Here is a 16,558-nt window from a genome sequence, read left to right as displayed (position 1 = left end):
CTCCTTCCGTTCCTCCCACCGGACGGAGCTGTTAACGCAATGCGAGGCTTGTCGTTGCACCGGCGGCGACAAGCCTTATGATAGGGCTGAAACAGGAAGTGCCGACAGCGACCGAACCCGGACAACAAGGGTGGCGCCGTGCGGTTGCAGGAATGGACGTTCGCCCGTGTTCCGGAACATGAAAACCCTAGCCGCGGCGACCTTGCCGCTGCTTCTGGTTCTTGCCGATCAGGCGCTGGCCTCCAGCGTGTGCGACCGCCTGAACACTCGGCTCGCCGAACTGCCCGCCGCCATCGAAACTACGGCCGATACCCGCGATTATGCGAGCGCGATTTCCCGACAGAACATCGAATTGCGCCGGGCGCGCAACGATCGCCGACGCGCCGGCTGCGGCACAGGCAGCGTCGTCGTCTTCAACGGCGGCGACCCGGATATCTGCACAGACATCAACAGTCTGATCGCCGAGATGGAAGACAATCTGCGCATCCTCAAATCGGAGCGCCAGCAGCTGATGTCAGGCGATGGAGACGATACGCGCCGGCGCATCCTCGCCGCCCTCGAGATCAACGGTTGCTATGGTGGCAGCGAGGAATTTGCGACCGCCGACCCGGACGAGCCGGAAACGTACCGCAACATCCTGCGCGATCTGCCGCCGGACGAAAGCTACGGACCAATGCTGCGGGACGGCGAAATGGGCACCTACCCGCCGGAAAGCGGCGTCTATTCCGGCACGCTTCGCACCATGTGCGTGCGCACTTGCGATGGCGCCTTCTTCCCGATCTCGTCCGAGGCAAGCCCTGTGGACTTCGCCCGCGACGAGCAGGCCTGCCGCGCCCGCTGCCCGGGTGCCGAAACAGAACTATTTTTCCACGACCTGGCGACCGAGGAGAGCGACCAGATGGTCTCCGCCTCGACGGGACGCCCCTATAAAGAACTGCCAAACGCCTTTGCCTATCGGACGCGCGGCGTCGGCAAGCCGGGCATTTGCGGTTGCCAGATTCCAAAGATCGCGACGACGCCCAAGGCTTCCAGTGGCAACACTGGCAACAGCGAATCGTCGATCATCGTCATCGAGGGCAAGAAGGAAGCGGCCGCCCCTACCGCCAAGGCGGCTGCGGAGGAGCGCCCCTACGATCCCGCCAAGAGCAAGGTGCGGGTCATCGGGCCGACGTTCCTTCCCCAGGAGGAAACGTCGATCGACCTTCGCCATCCGAAGGGTCCGGGCTACCAGCCGGTTCAGAGCAACTGATCGCAGCGTCTGCCTTTCGGCAGGTTCCCCAGCCTTCCTCGAACACCAGCTCCTCCAGCGGCAGCCGCTGGCGCCAGCCCTTAACCGCAAGTTCCGGCTCCTGGTAAAGGCGATCGACATATCCGAGGCAAAGCCAGGCGACGATCACGACATGATCGGGAATGCCGAGGATCGCCTTGATCTCATTTTCATGAAAGATACTGACCCAGCCGACACCAACGCCTTCGGCGCGCGCCGCAAGCCAGAGGTTCTGCACGGCACAGACGGTGGAATAGAGATCCATCTGCGGGTTATGGGTGCGCCCGAGAACGACCGCTCCACCGCGCGTGCGGTCGCAGGTGACGCAGATGCTCAAGGGTGCCTTGCGGATCCCCTCCAGCTTCAGGGAGCGGTATTTCGCTTGGCGGTCGCCATCGAACATCAATGCCGCTTCGTCGTTGGCGCGGGAAAAGGCCTGCCATACCCGCTCGCGGGTTTCGGCCTGCCGGACCACGACGAAATTCCACGGTTGCATGAAACCCACCGATGGCGCCCGGTGCGCAGCATTGAGCAGGCGCATCACCACATCGTCAGGCAAGGGTTCGGCCAGGAACTGATCCCGCACGTCCCGGCGCGTTTCGATGGCTCGATAGACGGCTTCGCGCTCGTCGGATGAAAAGGCCTCTGCAGCCGCAAGGCCGCCATTAGCGTCAGTCAGCATCGTTCGATCCCCAACAATGCACAACCTTCCGCCGTCCGCGCGGATATCGGTCTATCTTGCCAGGCCGGTCTTCTGACTTCGGATCAACCGGCCGCCTCACCTTCCCAGATCACATGAAGATCCAGTGGCAAGATCTTGAGCAAGCTCAAAATCCCTAGAGGCAGTCGTCCCCGTCACAGCGTTGGGCACGTTCCGGAATAACACCGGATTCCCGATTCTCCCGCGTTGCGGGCACCTGACGGCGTCATAAGGGCACAGCCCACAGGGAATGACAAGCAAGTCCGGCGTCGCTTGCCGGTCACTCCACAGGGCCTCGCGACAGCGTCAGATGTCAGAGCGGCGCGACCGGATGCGGCGAGCCGTCATAGCCGCCCCACACCGACTGGTCGAAGCAGATGACCGACCCCGTCATCAGGCCGGACTCATCCGACGAGAGATAGGCGCAGGCACGCGCGACTTCCTTGGGGTCGACAAGCCGACCGAAGGGTTGGCTGGCGGCCGCCTTTTCGAGCCAGTCGTCTGCCGCCCCATGAAATTCGCGCTGGATGCGGTCTTCCCCTTCGGACGCCATCCAGCCGATATTGAGGCCATTGACGCGAATGCGGTTGCGCAGCAGCGCATAGGAGGTGTTCTTGGTCAGCGTCTCCAGCGCCCCCTTCGACGAGCAATAGGCGGCGATAAACGGCTGACCGGCCATCGCCGACATCGAGCCAATATTGACGATGGTGCCCTGCGTGCCCTCCCGCCGCATCAGCTTTACCGCTTCCTGCATCAGGAAGAACGGTGCGCGCACATTGACAGCGAACATCCGGTCGAACAGTTCGGGGCTGGTGTCCAGGATGGTGCCGCGATCGGTGATCGCCGCCGCATTGACCAGCGCATCGACGCGCCCGAATGTGGCGTCGCAGGCGCTGACGACCTTGCGCGCGTCCTCGACCTTTTCGAGGTCTGCCTCGACATAAAGTACCTGCGCGCCGGTTGCCTTGCGGATCTGCTCGGCCTTCGCTTCGCCCTTGGCAACGTTGCGTCCACAGATGACGACACCTTTAGCCCCACGTTCCGCAAACAGGTTGGCGATCGTTGCGCCCAGCCCCTGCGTCCCGCCGGTGACGATGGCGATCTTGCCGTCGAGACGGCCATATTGCTCGGTCATGAAAGTCCTCCCAGAATTGAAAGTGAGATGAAAACAGGGCGACCGGCCCCCGCCGCAGAACGCCGGGGACCGGAAAGATCGATTCTGCCGTTCAGCTCAGCTTGCGCTGTGCCTGCTCGCCAAGCGCGCTTCTGAAATCCGCATCGCTCCACCTGCCTGCCAGCGCCTCATGCATCAGTTGCGCCTGGGTCTTCGGCGCGAGACCGCCCAGCGGCGGATCGCGATCGAGATTGGTCGGGAAGGAATAGCCCTCGGCACAGGACGCAATCGCATTGGCCGCCTCATCGGCCGAAAGCGTGCCGGATGCCACGAGTGCGGTCAGCGCCGGGTAGAGGGCTGCACTCATCCTGGCGCGATCGACGGTCTCCATCGCCCTCCCGAAGGCCGAGGAGACCTGGAGCAGGTTGGCGACGCGCTTGATATCAGTCGAATGATTGCTGCCGGCCGCATGGAAGAGAGCCGGGTTGAAGAAGACGACATCGCCCTTTTCCAACGGCAGCTGCACGTGATGCTGGTCGAAATAGGCCCGGAACTCCGGACGTTTCAACGCGAGATAGCCGGGCACGTAGGTCTGGCTATAGGGAAGGAAAAGCGTTGGACCGCTCTCGATCGGCATGTCGCAATGGGCAACGGCACCTTGCAACGTCAGCACCGGCGACAGCCTGTGCACATGAACAGGATACTGCTCGATGACATCAGAGGTCTGGAATCCCAGATGATAGTCGCGATGGGCCGCCTGCGACGCGCCGCCGGGATTGACGCGATTGACCTGCGCCGTCAGCTGGTAGTTCGGACCAAGCCAGGCTTCGCTGACGAGCGCGATGATGGCGTTGGCGTAATAGGCGGCAAAGTTCTCAGGGCTTTTCAGGCAGTGTTTTTCGAGCGAATTCCAGATCCTGTCGTTAGCGCCGGGCTTGGCAAAGTGGTCGCCGCCGCCACTGTTGGTGCGGTGTTGCTCGTCGATGATGGCGTCAAAGATGCCGCTGGCCGCATCGATGACTGATGTGTCGGCATAGGCGTGCTTGAACACCGCCACCCCGGGCCCGGTTGCCAGCACCTCGCAGATTTCGGCCAGGGCAGCGCGGCGCCCCTCGGTCGTGGCGCAGGCGGCAACCAGGCTGGCGCTGTCATAGATCAGCACATTTTTCTCGCAGGCGAGCGCGTGTGGATAATCAGCAAGGTTCGTCTGCCGCTCCACCTCCGCACGGAACGCCTCGATGTCGCAGGCATCCTCGCTCAGCCACACACGGTCGAGGCGCTGGCGCGCCCTGTTGTCGGTCTTCATCTCGTTCCTCCTCAGAAACTTTCGATGTCCCGACTATAGGCGGCGTGAGATCGTGATATAGAGCAGGAATCCATCAAAAAACCATCAGGAGAGTTCGTCGTTGGCACATCCGTTTCTGGTCAAGGATATCGCCTTTCAGGCGGGACTCAGCACCGCGACCGTCGACCGCGTCCTGAATGAACGTCCCGGCGTGCGCCGGCAGACGGCAGCCCGCGTGCGAGCCGCCATCCGCGAGCTGGAGAAGCAGCAATCGGGATCGGAGATGCAAGGCCAGAAGCGCGCGATCGATATCGTGATGGAGGCGCCGGAGCGCTTCACCGAGGCGGTCAGGCAGGCGTTCGAAACCGAGGCGCCGACCTTCATGCCGACCACGTTTCGCTGCCGGTTCCATTTTGCCGAGATCATGCGGCCGCACGACATCGCGCAGCTGCTCGACCGCGTCCGCCTGCGTGGGACCGACGGCGTCGTGTTGAAGGCACCTGATGTGCCCGAAATCGTTGGCGCCGTCGCCCGCCTCGAACAGGCGGGAATTGCGGTCGTCGCGCTTGTCACCGATCTGCCGAACTCGGCGCGCACCGCCTATGCCGGGGCCGACAACCGCGCGGCCGGCGAGACGGCGGCCTATCTCGTGGGCGAACGGTTCGCCGGGCAGGCAGCAACCGTGCTCGTGACGATTTCGAGCAGCCGTTTTCGTGGCGAGGAGGAACGCGAAATCGGCTTTCGCCGGGTGCTCCGCGAGCACTATCCGGCGATCCGCATCGTCGAGATCAGCGAAGGCTACGGCAAGGACGCCGAAACCGGTGTTCTTGCAGCAAGAGCGCTTGCGACAGACGCCGACATCAATGCCGCCTATTCGATCGGCGGCGGCAACCGCGCCGTGCTGGCCGCCTTCGAGCGCCTCGGCCGCGACTGCAGCCTGTTCATCGCTCATGACCTCGACCAGGACAATCTGGCGCTGCTGCGCCAACGCCGGATCCATTTCGTCCTGCATCATGACTTGCGCAGCGACGCCCGCATGACTTTTCGCGCTATTCTCGCACGACGGAGCGGCGCCGGGCAAAAGCTGGGCGGAAGCCGACTGTCGGCCGTCGAGGTGATTACACCCTACAACGTGCCCATCATTTGAAAGGCGGGCCCCGCGACGACACGGGGCCGGTCTCTCACTCCGGCAAAAGCACGATCTTTCCGGAAAAGCTGCGGTCTTCGAGCCGCGCATGGGCTGCCGCACCGTCCGACAGTGCGAAGGTCTCGATGCGCGGACGTTCGATGATACCAGCGCGCAGGGCCTGGAACAGACGCTCTGCCCGGCTTAGCCGTTGCTGCCGGTCTGTCAGAAAATCCCAGAGATCGCCGCCAACGACGGTTTTCGAATTTTCCATGAGATAGCGCGGATCGACCAGCGGCGCCGGCCCACCCGCCATGCCGAATGTCACCAGCGTGCCGCGCGAGCGCACCGCCGAGAGACTGTCGAGCAAGGTTATGCCGACCGAATCATAGGCGACATTGACCCCACCGGCGCTCAAGGTGCGCACCTTGTCCGGCCAGCCCTCGTCATATCCGAGCGCATGGGCAGCACCGGCGGCCTTGGCAAGGGCCTGCTTTTCCAGCGTCGAGGCCATGGCGATGACGCTTGCGCCCCGCGCGATGGCGAGCCGGATCAGCAATTGCCCAACGCCACCGCCTGCCGCCTGGACAAGAACCGTGTCACCGGCCCGGACGCTATAGCTGTCCTCAACCAGATACTGCGCCGTCAGCCCCTGCAGCAGGAGCGCTGCCGCCGCCTCGAAGCCGATATCAACAGGAAGCGGAATCGCCCGCTCCAAAGGCACGGTCACCCGCGTTGCATTGGCAAACGGCACGTCGGCAAACCCTATCCTGTCGCCGAGGGCGATGCCTTCAACGCCTTCACCGACCGCGATGACCTCACCGGCCCCTTCATAGCCGGCAATAAAGGGTGCCTTGCCGGCGAGCACATAATTGCCCTTGCGCCGGTAGATATCGGCGAAGTTCAGCCCGATCGCCCGCATGGCGAGCTGGATGTGGCCGGGCGGCACGGCCGGGTCGGCAACCTCGCGGTAGCTCAGCACCTCGGGCCCACCGAACGAGTCGAACACCAATGCATGCATGATCACTTCCCCCTATCGGATGAGCGTACGGACGAATTCGTCGCCGAGCCCGACGGACTTACAGTGTGCCGCATACCGATCGAGCCTGACGAGCACATCGTCATACCCTTCGGCGTTGCCGTCCTCGTCGAGATAGACCAGGGGGCCGAACACATGGAACAGCGCCTTCATATGCCCGGCCTCCGGATGCACGTAGAGCGTATGAATGTCTCCCGCCGGCTCGAAGATGAAGGTGCCGCGTCGTGCTATCCAGTCGCGCTCACGATACCCCCAAGTGCCCTCGAGCGTCCAACCGGTAACCGGATTGGAATGGCGATGCCGCTCGATCGTGCCGGCTCCCTTCGCCTTGAAGAGGCTGACCCAGCTCCCGCCGCGCACGTCAAACAGCAAGGGCAAGGAAAAGGCACTGTCGCCAAATGGCAGCCATCGCCGCTCGTCGGCCTCCGCATCGGCAACGAGCAGCTCGTCTACTCCATATCTGCTTTCGGCAATGTTGATCACAGTCCATCCTCCCGTTAACTTCAACAATTGGGAATTATCTACTATAGTGGATTTCGTCAACAGAATTGAGAATCGTCGATTTTGCCTCTATCTGTTGCGCGAGGAGACGCCATGCCGAAGCTGACCATCACCCGCCGCCCCGCCGAACAGAGATTGCGCACGACTGAGGAGCGTCCGGCCGAACTCGGTGCAAGGGTCAAGGAGCTCAGAATCGCGCGCGACTGGACACTAGAAGAGGCGAGCCAGCATATCGGCCTGTCGCGTTCGGCCCTGTCGAAGATTGAGCGCAACGAGATGTCACCGACGTTCCACGCCATGCAGAAGTTGGCAGCTGGATTCTCGCTCGACCTCCTGAGTTTTCTCGCCTCCGGCGAGGCAAGCCCGCCTGCCGGTCGGCGCAGCATCACCCGACAGGACGATGGTACCCGCCACGAAACGCCGAACTATGGTCTGCGGCTGTTGATGGAAGAGGTCCGCAACACCGCCTTCATGGCGGTGGAGGTTCTGGTCAGAGCACGATCGCTCGACCAGTTCCCGGATTGGGACCGGCATGACGACGAGGACTTCATGTATGTTCTCGAAGGCGATATCACGCTCTACACCGAACACTACGCGCCAGCCGTGCTGAAATCCGGCGACGCCGTCTACTTCGATGCGCGCCTTGGCCACGCCTGCATATCGACCAGCGACAACGATGCCCGGCTGTTGTGGGTGACCGCTCCGCTTGGCGGGCGCTTCAGCCGTTCAGACGATGGCCATGCCGATGGAACGGCGTCGGCCTGACAGCTCAGCCGGTATGGCGCCTGTCAGCCTCATCGTCCGGCGCATCGTTGTTTTCCGTCGAAAGGTCGTCGGCCGTCTGGACGCGGTTGCGTCCCCGTCGCTTGGCCAGATAGAGCGCCTCGTCGGCTACAGCCAGCAACGACCGAGCAGTACGGCCATGCCTCGGCGCAAAGGCCACACCAATGCTACCGCCGATACGCAGCACCTGCCCCTCGAACTCGATTGGCGTCTGCGCATCGTTGACGAGACCGGTGGCAAGTTCGGACGCATCCTTGCCGGTTGACCGCAGGATGACGGCAAATTCATCGCCGCCAAGGCGGGCAACAGTTCCGCGCGCACCAACCCGCAGGCGGTAACGTTCGGCCATCGTCACCAAGACTGCGTCACCCGCCGCATGGCCGTGCTCATCGTTGACGGCCTTGAACTCGTCGAGATCGGCAAAGATCAGCGCGAATGGACGTTTTTTGACGTCGAGCAGGGCCGCAGCGAGCACTTCGTCGAAGCCGCTGCGATTGAGCAGCCCGGTGAGACGATCGTGTTTCGCCATGTGGCGGTTTCGCGCCTCGCTCTGCTGCAGGGCGGAAAAGACGGAGGAGAACCTGAGGGCCACAAACGCCATCAGCAGGGTAGCCGCGATCGCGATGACGATGACGCTCGGCAGGATTTCCGCGCGGACGAAGCCGCCGGGCGATTTGGGCGTCCAGGCGACGACAAGGCATGAGACATCAGCGCAGCGACCGGCGGAGACGTGCACGCCGTCGGCCGGCCGCTGTGACAATGGCACGAAAGCGAGGCCGGTTACGCCAAGCTTTGCCTCGATTTCGCGCAGCGACCGCGCCGTCAGCGGGCGAACCGAAACCATGAACACCGGCTTGCGGCGTTCGGCCGGCAGCTGCAGCGTTTCCGGGATGACGGCCTGAACGACGGCTATGCTCATCTGGCCCTCGATCTGGCGCATATCCACGGCATGAATGCCGGGCACGATCGGCGTGACCGATTGCCGATCAGGCTGGGGGATATCGAGCGTATAGGTGCCGTTGTTGTTTCTCAACGCGTTGTCGTAGCGGCGTCGGGCTTCGTCGAGCAGATCTTCGACGTCGTGAAGCGGGGCATCGGCCGCCTCCGCCGGCACGACCAGCCCATCCTTCACCGCGGTCGAGACATGCCCGTCGGCATCGCTGACGATCAGCCAGGAAAAGCCGTAGTCCTCCCACAGCCAACCCGCCAATTCCGGGGCCACAAAGGTATCGCTCAGCCGTCCGGCCGCAAGTTCCGCATAGGTCGCATTCCAGAAGGAAACCTGGGCCTGAAACTGGACGGCGGCTTCCATCTGGTGCCGCAATTCGTTTGCCACCAGCCGGCGTTCCGCCGAAAGACCGAAGCGATCGGCCTCGACGACGGAGCGGTTGAGAACGAAGATGAGGCTGGCGATCGTCAGGATCGCGACCAGGGTACAGGCCGCATGGATCGCCCACACCGCCCTGTTGCGCTTCGGTTGCCGAAACTTTTGCTCGATCACGCCAGCGCCCCCTCACCGGACCAGCCGTCAAAGGCGAGGGGTGGCACCGGTCAGACGCCACCCTAAAGATCAAAGCAGAAATTTAGTTTAAGCAAGCTGGTATTTGAAAGCCTTAAAGACTTCAACCGCCTAGTAAAGCCGACAATCACCAGTCGTGCGACTGTTAGTTGGACTGCACAGCCGGACGCAACAAGGAGACGATTTCGTCGTCGCCTTCGTCGCGCGCCAGGTCGCGGATCGACCTCGTACCAGTACCATCACGCAGGTTGGCGTTCGCGCCTTTTTCGAGCAACAGCTTCACCACGGATGGCCTCCTGTTGACGACAGCGATAGCGAGCGGCGTCATCCAGTCGCTCTGCGGGTTTGGCCGCCCACGCCCACGGAACTGACCGAAGGGGATGTCGAGCAACTCCGGCTTTTCATTGACGATCTCGAGCACCCGCTCTCCCTTGTCGAAGGCAGCGGCCGCAAACAGGTCGAGCGGCTGTGTCTCGAGGAAGCGCACCATATCGGCCTTGCCGTTGTATTCGGCCCAGCCGATCGGCGGTGCGTGATGATACGGGTCGCGCGCCATGGTGTTGGCACCATGCGCGATCAGCAGCTTCGCCATCTCGATATGCCCGTGCAATGCCGCCTCGTGCAGCGGTGTGCGCGACGTCATGCGGTTGACGTCGAAGCCGAGCGACAGCATCAGCGCCACCTGGGCCGGCTGGGCTTCACCCGCAGCCTCATGCAGGATCGCCGGATGGGCCGCCTGCGTGCGCGAAACAAGCGCCGCATCCCCGGCTGCCAGCGCCTTTGCCGCCGTCGCATTTCCCTCACCGATCGCCCGCGCGAGGCGATCGACATCGGTGAGTTCCGCGACCGTGGCGCCATGGGCCACCAGATAGCCGGCAAGGGTCGGATCACCGCCGAGCTCGGCCCATTGGTAGGGCGTGCGACCTTTCACGACGCGGTTTACGTCGGCCCCATGCTCGACCAGCAGCCGCACACGGTCCGTCATCTTCTTTTCCAGCGCCCAGGCAAGTTGATAGTCGAAGACCCTTTCGCTGTTCTCGATCAACTGACCGTCTTCGCGGACAAGCCAGTTGTTCCTGTCCTTTGCGCTTAGCCCATACCGCAACAAAAGACCGATGCAGGTGTTATCGGGCTCGAACATGCGGTTATAGAGCGCCTGGCTATCATTGGCCGTAGCGCCGGCCTTAAGCAGGAGTTCGGCAAAGGCGACGCAATCCGGATGTTCTGGCTGACGCTCTTTGCCCGCCTCGCCCTGGCCGAAGACGCCCGTCAGCGCGGTAAAACGATATTGCCCGTCGTCCATCCAGAAGGCATTGGCATCGGCGCCACACGCAATGAGCCGTTCAGCCGCTGCAAGGGAAGATCTGCCGGGAACGCGGGCATAGGCCGCGTAGAGCAGAGGCTCCCAATCGTAAGGCCCACCACGCTTGCCGGAGAGTTTCGGATCCGTGTCGAGCCAACGGTCGATGGCGTCGCCATCGCCAAGAGCGGCTGCTACATGGATGCTTTCACGGGCAATTTCTGGATGCTCGTCGAGCAAGGCTTTCGCCTGGGCATATCGCTCCGGGTCCGCAGCGATGTCGCCGAAATAGGACACGGTCGCCAATGCGAGGAAGCGATTGGCAAGCTGTTCGGTGGCGGGCTTGCCGCCCTGAGCGCGTTCGAGATGCGTTTTCAATCGGGTCCAGCTGGAGAAGCCGAACTCCCGGGCGATGACCAGTTGGGCATCCTGCAGGCCGATTGTGGCCGGCTCGGAGAAATAGGACAGCGCCCGCTGGCGTGCCGCGGCATCGCCAGCCTTCAGGGCTTTGTGAAAAGCCTTGGCCTGCTTGCGGATGGAATAGAGGGTAGCGTTCGCGGAAAGATCGCGCGTGATCATGAAAGACCTCCTTTCATTCACGTCCGGTATCCGCGCCCACAGACTGAAAAGAGGTGTGGCAACCAAGTCCAGTGAAACAGGTGGGTCTGGCCCTTCCCGCGGATCGGGTGCGCCCTGCGAACGACACGATCGCTAGCACGCAGCCGATATTCTTGTCCACTGCATGTTTCCTTAAATCCTATCCGATTTAAGGATAAAACATGCAGCAATTCAAAGTGCTACAGCGACCTTTGCGCGTCTGATAAGACGCGCGGCGCTGTAGGCTTCTCAGCTTTCCGGTTCGTAGCGAACGAAAGCAAAGCGATCCCCCTTGGGCGACCAGTTGGGAACATTCATCGTGCCCTGCCCGCCGAAGAGCTCGAACAGCTCGCGCGCGTTGCTGCCATCCATCTCCATCAATCGCAGACGGACGTTCAGGTCCCGCGGATGATCGAAGACATCGCCGTCATAGGAGAGAACCAGAAGGTGTCTTCCGTCGGGCGACGGATGCGGGAACCAGTCGCCATAGGGGCTGTCGGTCACGCGCTCAACGTCGGTGCCGTCGGGACGAACGCGCCAGATCTGCATGCGGCCAGTGCGGCTGGAGTTGAAGTAGATCCACGCTCCATCCGGCGACCAGTCCGGCCCGTCGTTGCGGCCTTCGCCCTGCGTCAGTCGCCGCTCTTCGCCGCCTTCGACCGAGATCGTATAGATATCGAAGACCTGATCACGAATACCGCAATAGGTCAGTGCGCCGCCATCCGGCGACCAGCCGTGCCAGTAGGACGGGAGGTTGGGGGTGACAAGCCGCGGAGTGCCGCCAGAAGCCGGCAGCAGGTAGATCGCCGACTTGCCGAACTCGGTCTTGTCGCTGATCGCAATCGTGCTGCCATCAGGCGAAATGCCGTGGTCATTGTTGCAGAGATGGGCAAAGCCGGTTTCGATCTCGACCGGCTCCGAGCCGTCGAAGGCCAGCCGGTAAAGCCGGCCGTCGCCATTGATGATGAGATATCGCCCGTCCGGAGACCAATTCGGCGCCTCGACCAGCCGCTCCGTCTGCCAGACGACGCGAGTCTCGGCGGTAACGATGTCATAGGTTTCGATGGAACTGCGCATACGCTTCTCCTGCCGCAACCGCAGCTATTTGCTTTCTTCGCCCCGTGGCAGCACCGCCAAGACTTTGGCGCAGATCGACCGCATCAAGATGACGCTGCGCTGGTCTTGCCAGGTCGAGACCAAGCCCCAGGCCAGCAGCAGAAGAATGCAGACGAAGGCGACGCCGACGGTGACGAGACTACCGGTCGCAAGACCATAGACACCGAACACGGCCGGCGTCGCGAAACAGGCGATCTGCGCCGAAAGCTGCCCACCGGCAGAAACGTCGCTCAGCGACCACAGCCGGATCAGCCGGATTTCCTCCTCGGTGAACTCCGGCTGGCTTTCCTTGCCGTCCCGCCCTTCGGGGATGCGCTCACCGTCTATCCCCGATCGCGGAACCGGTTGGTGATTGGATAGCGCCGATCGCGGCCAAAATTCTTCTTGGTGATCTTCACGCCGGGCGCCGACTGTCGGCGCTTGTATTCGGCGATATAGAGCAGATGTTCGATGCGGTGTACCGTTGTCTCGTCATGACCACGAGCAACGATCTCCTCCGTGCTCATCTCCTTTTCGACGAGGCACTCCAGAATGTCATCGAGCACCGGATAGGGCGGCAGTGAATCCTGGTCCGTCTGGTTGGGGCGAAGCTCGGCCGACGGCGCCTTGTCGATGATGTTTTGCGGGATGACCACGCCGGATGGACCGAGCGCGCCCGGCGGCACGGTGGTGTTGCGCCAGCGCGAGATGCCATAGACCTCCATCTTGTAGAGGTCCTTGATCGGATTGAAGCCGCCGTTCATATCGCCATAGAGCGTGGCGTAGCCGACCGACATTTCCGACTTGTTGCCGGTGGTGACCACCATCGAGCCGAACTTGTTGGAGACGGCCATCAGGATCGTGCCGCGCGTGCGGCTCTGCAGGTTTTCCTCGGTGATGCCCGATTCCGTGCCCTCGAACATATCGGCCAGCGCGCCGAGAAATCCTTCGACCGGCTCTTCGATCGGCACGATATCGTAGCGGCAGCCGAGCGCTTCGGCGCAATCCTTGGCGTCCTTCAGCGAGTCCTTCGAGGTGTAGCGGTAAGGCAGCATGATCGTGCGTACCCGCTCCTCGCCGAGCGCATCAACGGCAAGTGCTGCGCAGATCGCCGAGTCGATGCCGCCGGACAGGCCGAGCACGACGTTCTTGAAACCGTTCTTGTTGACGTAGTCGCGGAAGCCGAGCATGCAGGCGCGATAGTCTGCCTCCTCCCGCTCCGGCAGGCGCGATTGCAGGCCGCCGGCACAGTGCCAGCCATTGTCGCCCTTTTTCCATTCGACGATCGACAGCGCCTCCTCGAACTGGCTCATCTGGAAGGCGAGCGACTTGTCCGTGTTGAAGGCGAAGCTCGCGCCGTCGAACACCAGTTCATCCTGACCGCCGAGCTGGTTGGCATAGATCATCGGCAGGCCGGTCTCTATCACCTGCTTGAGCACGACCTGATGGCGCACGTCCACCTTGCCGCGATGATAGGGCGAGCCGTTCGGTGACAGCAGGATTTCGGCGCCGCTTTCCGCCAGTGTCTCGCACACACCAAGATCGCCCCAGATGTCCTCGCAGATCGGGATACCAATGCGAATGCCGCGGAAATTGACCGGCCCTGGCATCTCGCCCTGGTCGAACACCCGCTTCTCGTCGAACTCGCCGTAATTCGGCAGATCGACCTTGTCGCGTACCGCAATGATCTTGCCGCCATCGAGCACGGCGACGGCATTGTGGCGCCCGGTCTTGGCCAGGCGCGGGAAGCCGATAATGACGCCCGGGCCGCCGTCGGCGGTCTCCTCGGCCAACTTTTCCACCGCCTGTAAACAGGCCTTGAGAAAAGCAGGCTTGAGAACCAGATCCTCCGGCGGATAGCCGGAAATGAAGAGCTCGGTGAGCAGCAGGAGGTCGGCGCCCTGGCGCGCCGCATCGGCGCGCGCCTCACGCGCTTTCGCCAGGTTTCCGGCGATATCGCCGACGGTCGGATTGAGCTGGGCGATTGCGATACGAAGCAGGGTGGGAGCGGCTTTGTGAGCGGTCATGAGCGGGCCTGTCGGTCTGTTCTCGAACGAATGCGTCTGACTTTCGCCCCGATCTTTAGCGCAATCCGCGCGAAAATGCCCACAGCCAATCGCCGCGAAGCGAAAAATTCCAAAAAATTCTGCGTTTCCGGTTTGTTATCGGCGCCGGCTCGCGCGTCCTCACGTCACGAAAACCTGTTTCCAAACACCCTGAACAAGTCATTCATCCCCTGTTCAAAATGACAGTCGTATGACAGTTACACGACACATTGATGAAATTGGAGAAGACGTTGGCCAATATCGATTCAGCCGTAGCGAGGAGATCACGAGTCTACGCTGGTAGACCCGGATTTGCCGCGCGGCACGCCAAGACGCTGACCTCCGCACGCAGTGCATTGTTCTCGCTGTCGATCGCGGCAGCCCTCGTTTTTGCAGTCGAGTTGATCGTGCGCCAGTCCATGGCCGACACGGTCGCCTACTTCCTCGATCCGACGCGCCCCGCATGGACCACCATCGGTGCATTCTTCCTGATCCTTCTCGCCATCGATGGCGTTTTCGGCCGCGAACACAAGTCCGCCGTGGTGCTCGCGCCGCTGGCGATCATACCGGCCATCATCTGCCAGCAGAAGCAGGTCTTTCTCTCCGACCCGCTCTATCCGACCGACTTCCTCTTTGGCCGCCAGATCCTCGAATTGATGCCTGTGCTTGTCAAGGATCGTCCGTGGACGGCCGTCGGCATCGTTGTCGGCCTCATCGCAGCCGTTACAACCATCGGCCTGTTGCTGCGTTACGCCTGGCGCAACTTCCCCAAGCTGACACGCCGCGAGCGCATCGCTCGCGCAGCTTTTGCGCTGCCGCTGCTCTTCGCCTTCTGGCACATCATGGATTACAACCACTTCTCCTGGATCCGTGATCGCCTGAAGGTCATCCCGATCATGTGGGACCAGACCGAAAACTATCGTCACAACGGCTTTGCGCTGGCGTTTGCGATCAATCTGCCGATGGCCAACGTCAACGCGCCCGCCGGCTACATGGCCGATGCGATCGATCGCATCCCGGTCAAGCCGCTGCCGGCCGGCACCTCCCACCGCAGCAAGCCCGACGTCATCGTGCTGATGAGCGAATCCTTCTGGGATCCGACCCGTCTGCCGAACGTCAAGCTTTCGCCCGACCCGATGCCGACGATCCGCGAAATGCAATCTGGCAACGTGTTCTCGCCAGAGTTCGGCGGCATGACGGCCAATGTCGAATTCGAAGCGCTGACCGGCTTTTCGAATGCCTTCCTGCCCTATGGCAGCATTCCGTACCAACAGTACATCCGCAATCCGATCCCCTCGCTTGCCACCTTCTTCCGTGGCGAGGGTTACGTTTCGCGTGCCATCCATCCGTTCCAGAGCTGGTTCTGGAACCGCACCGCCGTCTACAAGGCCTTCGGCTTCGACACCTTCAAGTCGGAGGAGAATATGCCGCCGATGCAGAAGCGCGGCATTTTCGCCTCGGACGAATCCCTGACCAAGGAGATCATCCGCCAGGCGGACGCCATGGATGACCCCTTCTTCTTCTTCGCGGTAACGCTGCAGGGCCATGGCCCCTATGAGCCGAACCGCTATGCCAAGAATACCATCAAGGTCGAAGGCAACCTGCCGGAGAGCGATCGCCAGGTGCTTGAAACCTACGCCCAGGGCGTCAAGGAAGCCGACGAGAGCCTGAAGAAGCTGATGGACTGGGCCAAGCAACGTGACCGCGAAACCATCATCGTGCTCTTCGGCGACCACCTGCCGCCGTTGAACACGGTCTACACCAACACCGGTTTCATGAAGGGCGTGACCGCGGAGCGCAAGGGCTCGAAGGACCAGATGAAGGCGCAGCACGAAACTCCGCTCGTCGTCTGGTCGAACAAGACGGGTCCGAAGAAGAATGTCGGCACGATCAGCCCGGCCTTCCTTTCCTACCAGATCCTCAAGCAGTCCGGCTACGAGCATCCCTACTATACCGGCTTCCTCGGCAAGGTGCACGACCAGTACCGCGTCGTCGACCGCTACATGCTGATCCGCAAGAACGGCAAGGATGTCGCCGAATGGTCTCGTCAGCCGAAGGTCCCGGCCCTGCTGCGCGACTATCGCTTCCTCCAGCACGACATGATGTTCGGCAAGCGCTACTCGACCGACCGCTTCTTCAAGTCGCACGCGGATCTCTACGCCGCAGGCTTCTAAACCACACCCGCAC

At 62.2% G+C, this 16,558-nt stretch carries 14 protein-coding genes and 1 riboswitch; of the genes, 4 read left to right on the top strand and 10 right to left on the bottom strand.

The window, feature by feature from the left end; translation table 11 throughout:
* Window positions 1-178 precede the first annotated feature (178 nt).
* Complete coding sequence (locus tag ASD03_RS16360) at window positions 179-1,249, top strand: DUF2865 domain-containing protein (protein WP_025427218.1); 1,071 nt, start codon at window positions 179-181, stop codon at window positions 1,247-1,249.
* On the opposite strand, the gene bluB is transcribed toward ASD03_RS16360, so the two are convergent.
* From bluB to ASD03_RS16345, 3 genes are all read right to left on the bottom strand, one after another.
* Window positions 1,158-1,949: a 5,6-dimethylbenzimidazole synthase gene (gene bluB / locus ASD03_RS16355; RefSeq protein WP_057214315.1), complete on the bottom strand. Its 792-nt coding sequence runs from the start codon at window positions 1,947-1,949 to the stop codon at window positions 1,158-1,160. The genes ASD03_RS16360 and bluB overlap by 92 nt on opposite strands.
* Before the next feature lie 44 nt (window positions 1,950-1,993).
* A riboswitch (cobalamin riboswitch) is annotated at window positions 1,994-2,203 on the bottom strand.
* Window positions 2,204-2,280: 77 nt separating this feature from the next.
* Window positions 2,281-3,102, bottom strand: a complete 822-nt coding sequence (locus ASD03_RS16350; protein WP_025427220.1) for an SDR family oxidoreductase — start codon at window positions 3,100-3,102, stop codon at window positions 2,281-2,283.
* 91 nt (window positions 3,103-3,193) lie between these two features.
* On the bottom strand, window positions 3,194-4,387 hold the full coding sequence (locus ASD03_RS16345) for a phytanoyl-CoA dioxygenase family protein (protein WP_057208695.1): 1,194 nt from the start codon (window positions 4,385-4,387) through the stop codon (window positions 3,194-3,196).
* 100 nt (window positions 4,388-4,487) lie between these two features.
* Here ASD03_RS16345 and ASD03_RS16340 point away from each other — a divergent pair, with 100 nt between their 5' ends.
* On the top strand, window positions 4,488-5,513 hold the full coding sequence (locus tag ASD03_RS16340; protein WP_025427222.1) for a LacI family DNA-binding transcriptional regulator: 1,026 nt from the start codon (window positions 4,488-4,490) through the stop codon (window positions 5,511-5,513).
* 34 nt (window positions 5,514-5,547) lie between these two features.
* Here ASD03_RS16340 and ASD03_RS16335 read toward each other — a convergent pair whose 3' ends face one another.
* Window positions 5,548-6,513 (bottom strand): quinone oxidoreductase, encoded by a 966-nt coding sequence (locus tag ASD03_RS16335; protein WP_025427223.1) that lies wholly within the window; start codon window positions 6,511-6,513, stop codon window positions 5,548-5,550.
* A gap of 12 nt (window positions 6,514-6,525) precedes the next feature.
* On the bottom strand, window positions 6,526-7,014 hold the full coding sequence (locus ASD03_RS16330) for a 2,4'-dihydroxyacetophenone dioxygenase family protein (RefSeq protein ID WP_025427224.1): 489 nt from the start codon (window positions 7,012-7,014) through the stop codon (window positions 6,526-6,528).
* Window positions 7,015-7,125: 111 nt separating this feature from the next.
* Between ASD03_RS16330 and ASD03_RS16325 the strand changes: the two genes are divergently transcribed.
* Window positions 7,126-7,797 carry an XRE family transcriptional regulator gene (locus tag ASD03_RS16325; protein WP_057214313.1) on the top strand — a complete coding sequence of 224 codons (672 nt, stop codon included), beginning with the start codon at window positions 7,126-7,128 and terminating at the stop codon, window positions 7,795-7,797.
* Between the two features lie 4 nt (window positions 7,798-7,801).
* Here ASD03_RS16325 and ASD03_RS16320 read toward each other — a convergent pair whose 3' ends face one another.
* From ASD03_RS16320 to ASD03_RS16300, 5 genes are all read right to left on the bottom strand, one after another.
* Window positions 7,802-9,316, bottom strand: a complete 1,515-nt coding sequence (locus tag ASD03_RS16320; RefSeq protein ID WP_057214310.1) for a diguanylate cyclase — start codon at window positions 9,314-9,316, stop codon at window positions 7,802-7,804.
* Window positions 9,317-9,479: 163 nt separating this feature from the next.
* A complete protein-coding gene (locus tag ASD03_RS16315; protein ID WP_025427227.1) occupies window positions 9,480-11,213 on the bottom strand; it encodes an ankyrin repeat domain-containing protein in 1,734 nt (577 codons plus the stop codon).
* Between the two features lie 267 nt (window positions 11,214-11,480).
* Window positions 11,481-12,308, bottom strand: coding sequence for a TolB family protein (locus ASD03_RS16310; RefSeq protein WP_025427228.1), 828 nt, complete (start codon window positions 12,306-12,308; stop codon window positions 11,481-11,483).
* 24 nt (window positions 12,309-12,332) lie between these two features.
* Window positions 12,333-12,518, bottom strand: a complete 186-nt coding sequence (locus ASD03_RS16305; RefSeq protein ID WP_025427229.1) for a hypothetical protein — start codon at window positions 12,516-12,518, stop codon at window positions 12,333-12,335.
* A gap of 152 nt (window positions 12,519-12,670) precedes the next feature.
* Window positions 12,671-14,353 (bottom strand): NAD+ synthase, encoded by a 1,683-nt coding sequence (locus tag ASD03_RS16300; protein WP_025427230.1) that lies wholly within the window; start codon window positions 14,351-14,353, stop codon window positions 12,671-12,673.
* Between the two features lie 269 nt (window positions 14,354-14,622).
* Here ASD03_RS16300 and ASD03_RS16295 point away from each other — a divergent pair, with 269 nt between their 5' ends.
* Entirely contained in the window at window positions 14,623-16,545 is a 1,923-nt protein-coding gene (locus ASD03_RS16295; RefSeq protein WP_057214307.1) for an LTA synthase family protein, read from the top strand.
* The last annotated feature ends 13 nt before the right edge of the window (window positions 16,546-16,558 follow it).

This window comes from Ensifer sp. Root127 (assembly GCF_001425225.1).
GTDB classification, from domain to species: Bacteria; Pseudomonadota; Alphaproteobacteria; order Rhizobiales; family Rhizobiaceae; genus Ensifer; species Ensifer canadensis.
This window is presented reverse-complemented; position numbering and strand designations above follow the sequence as displayed.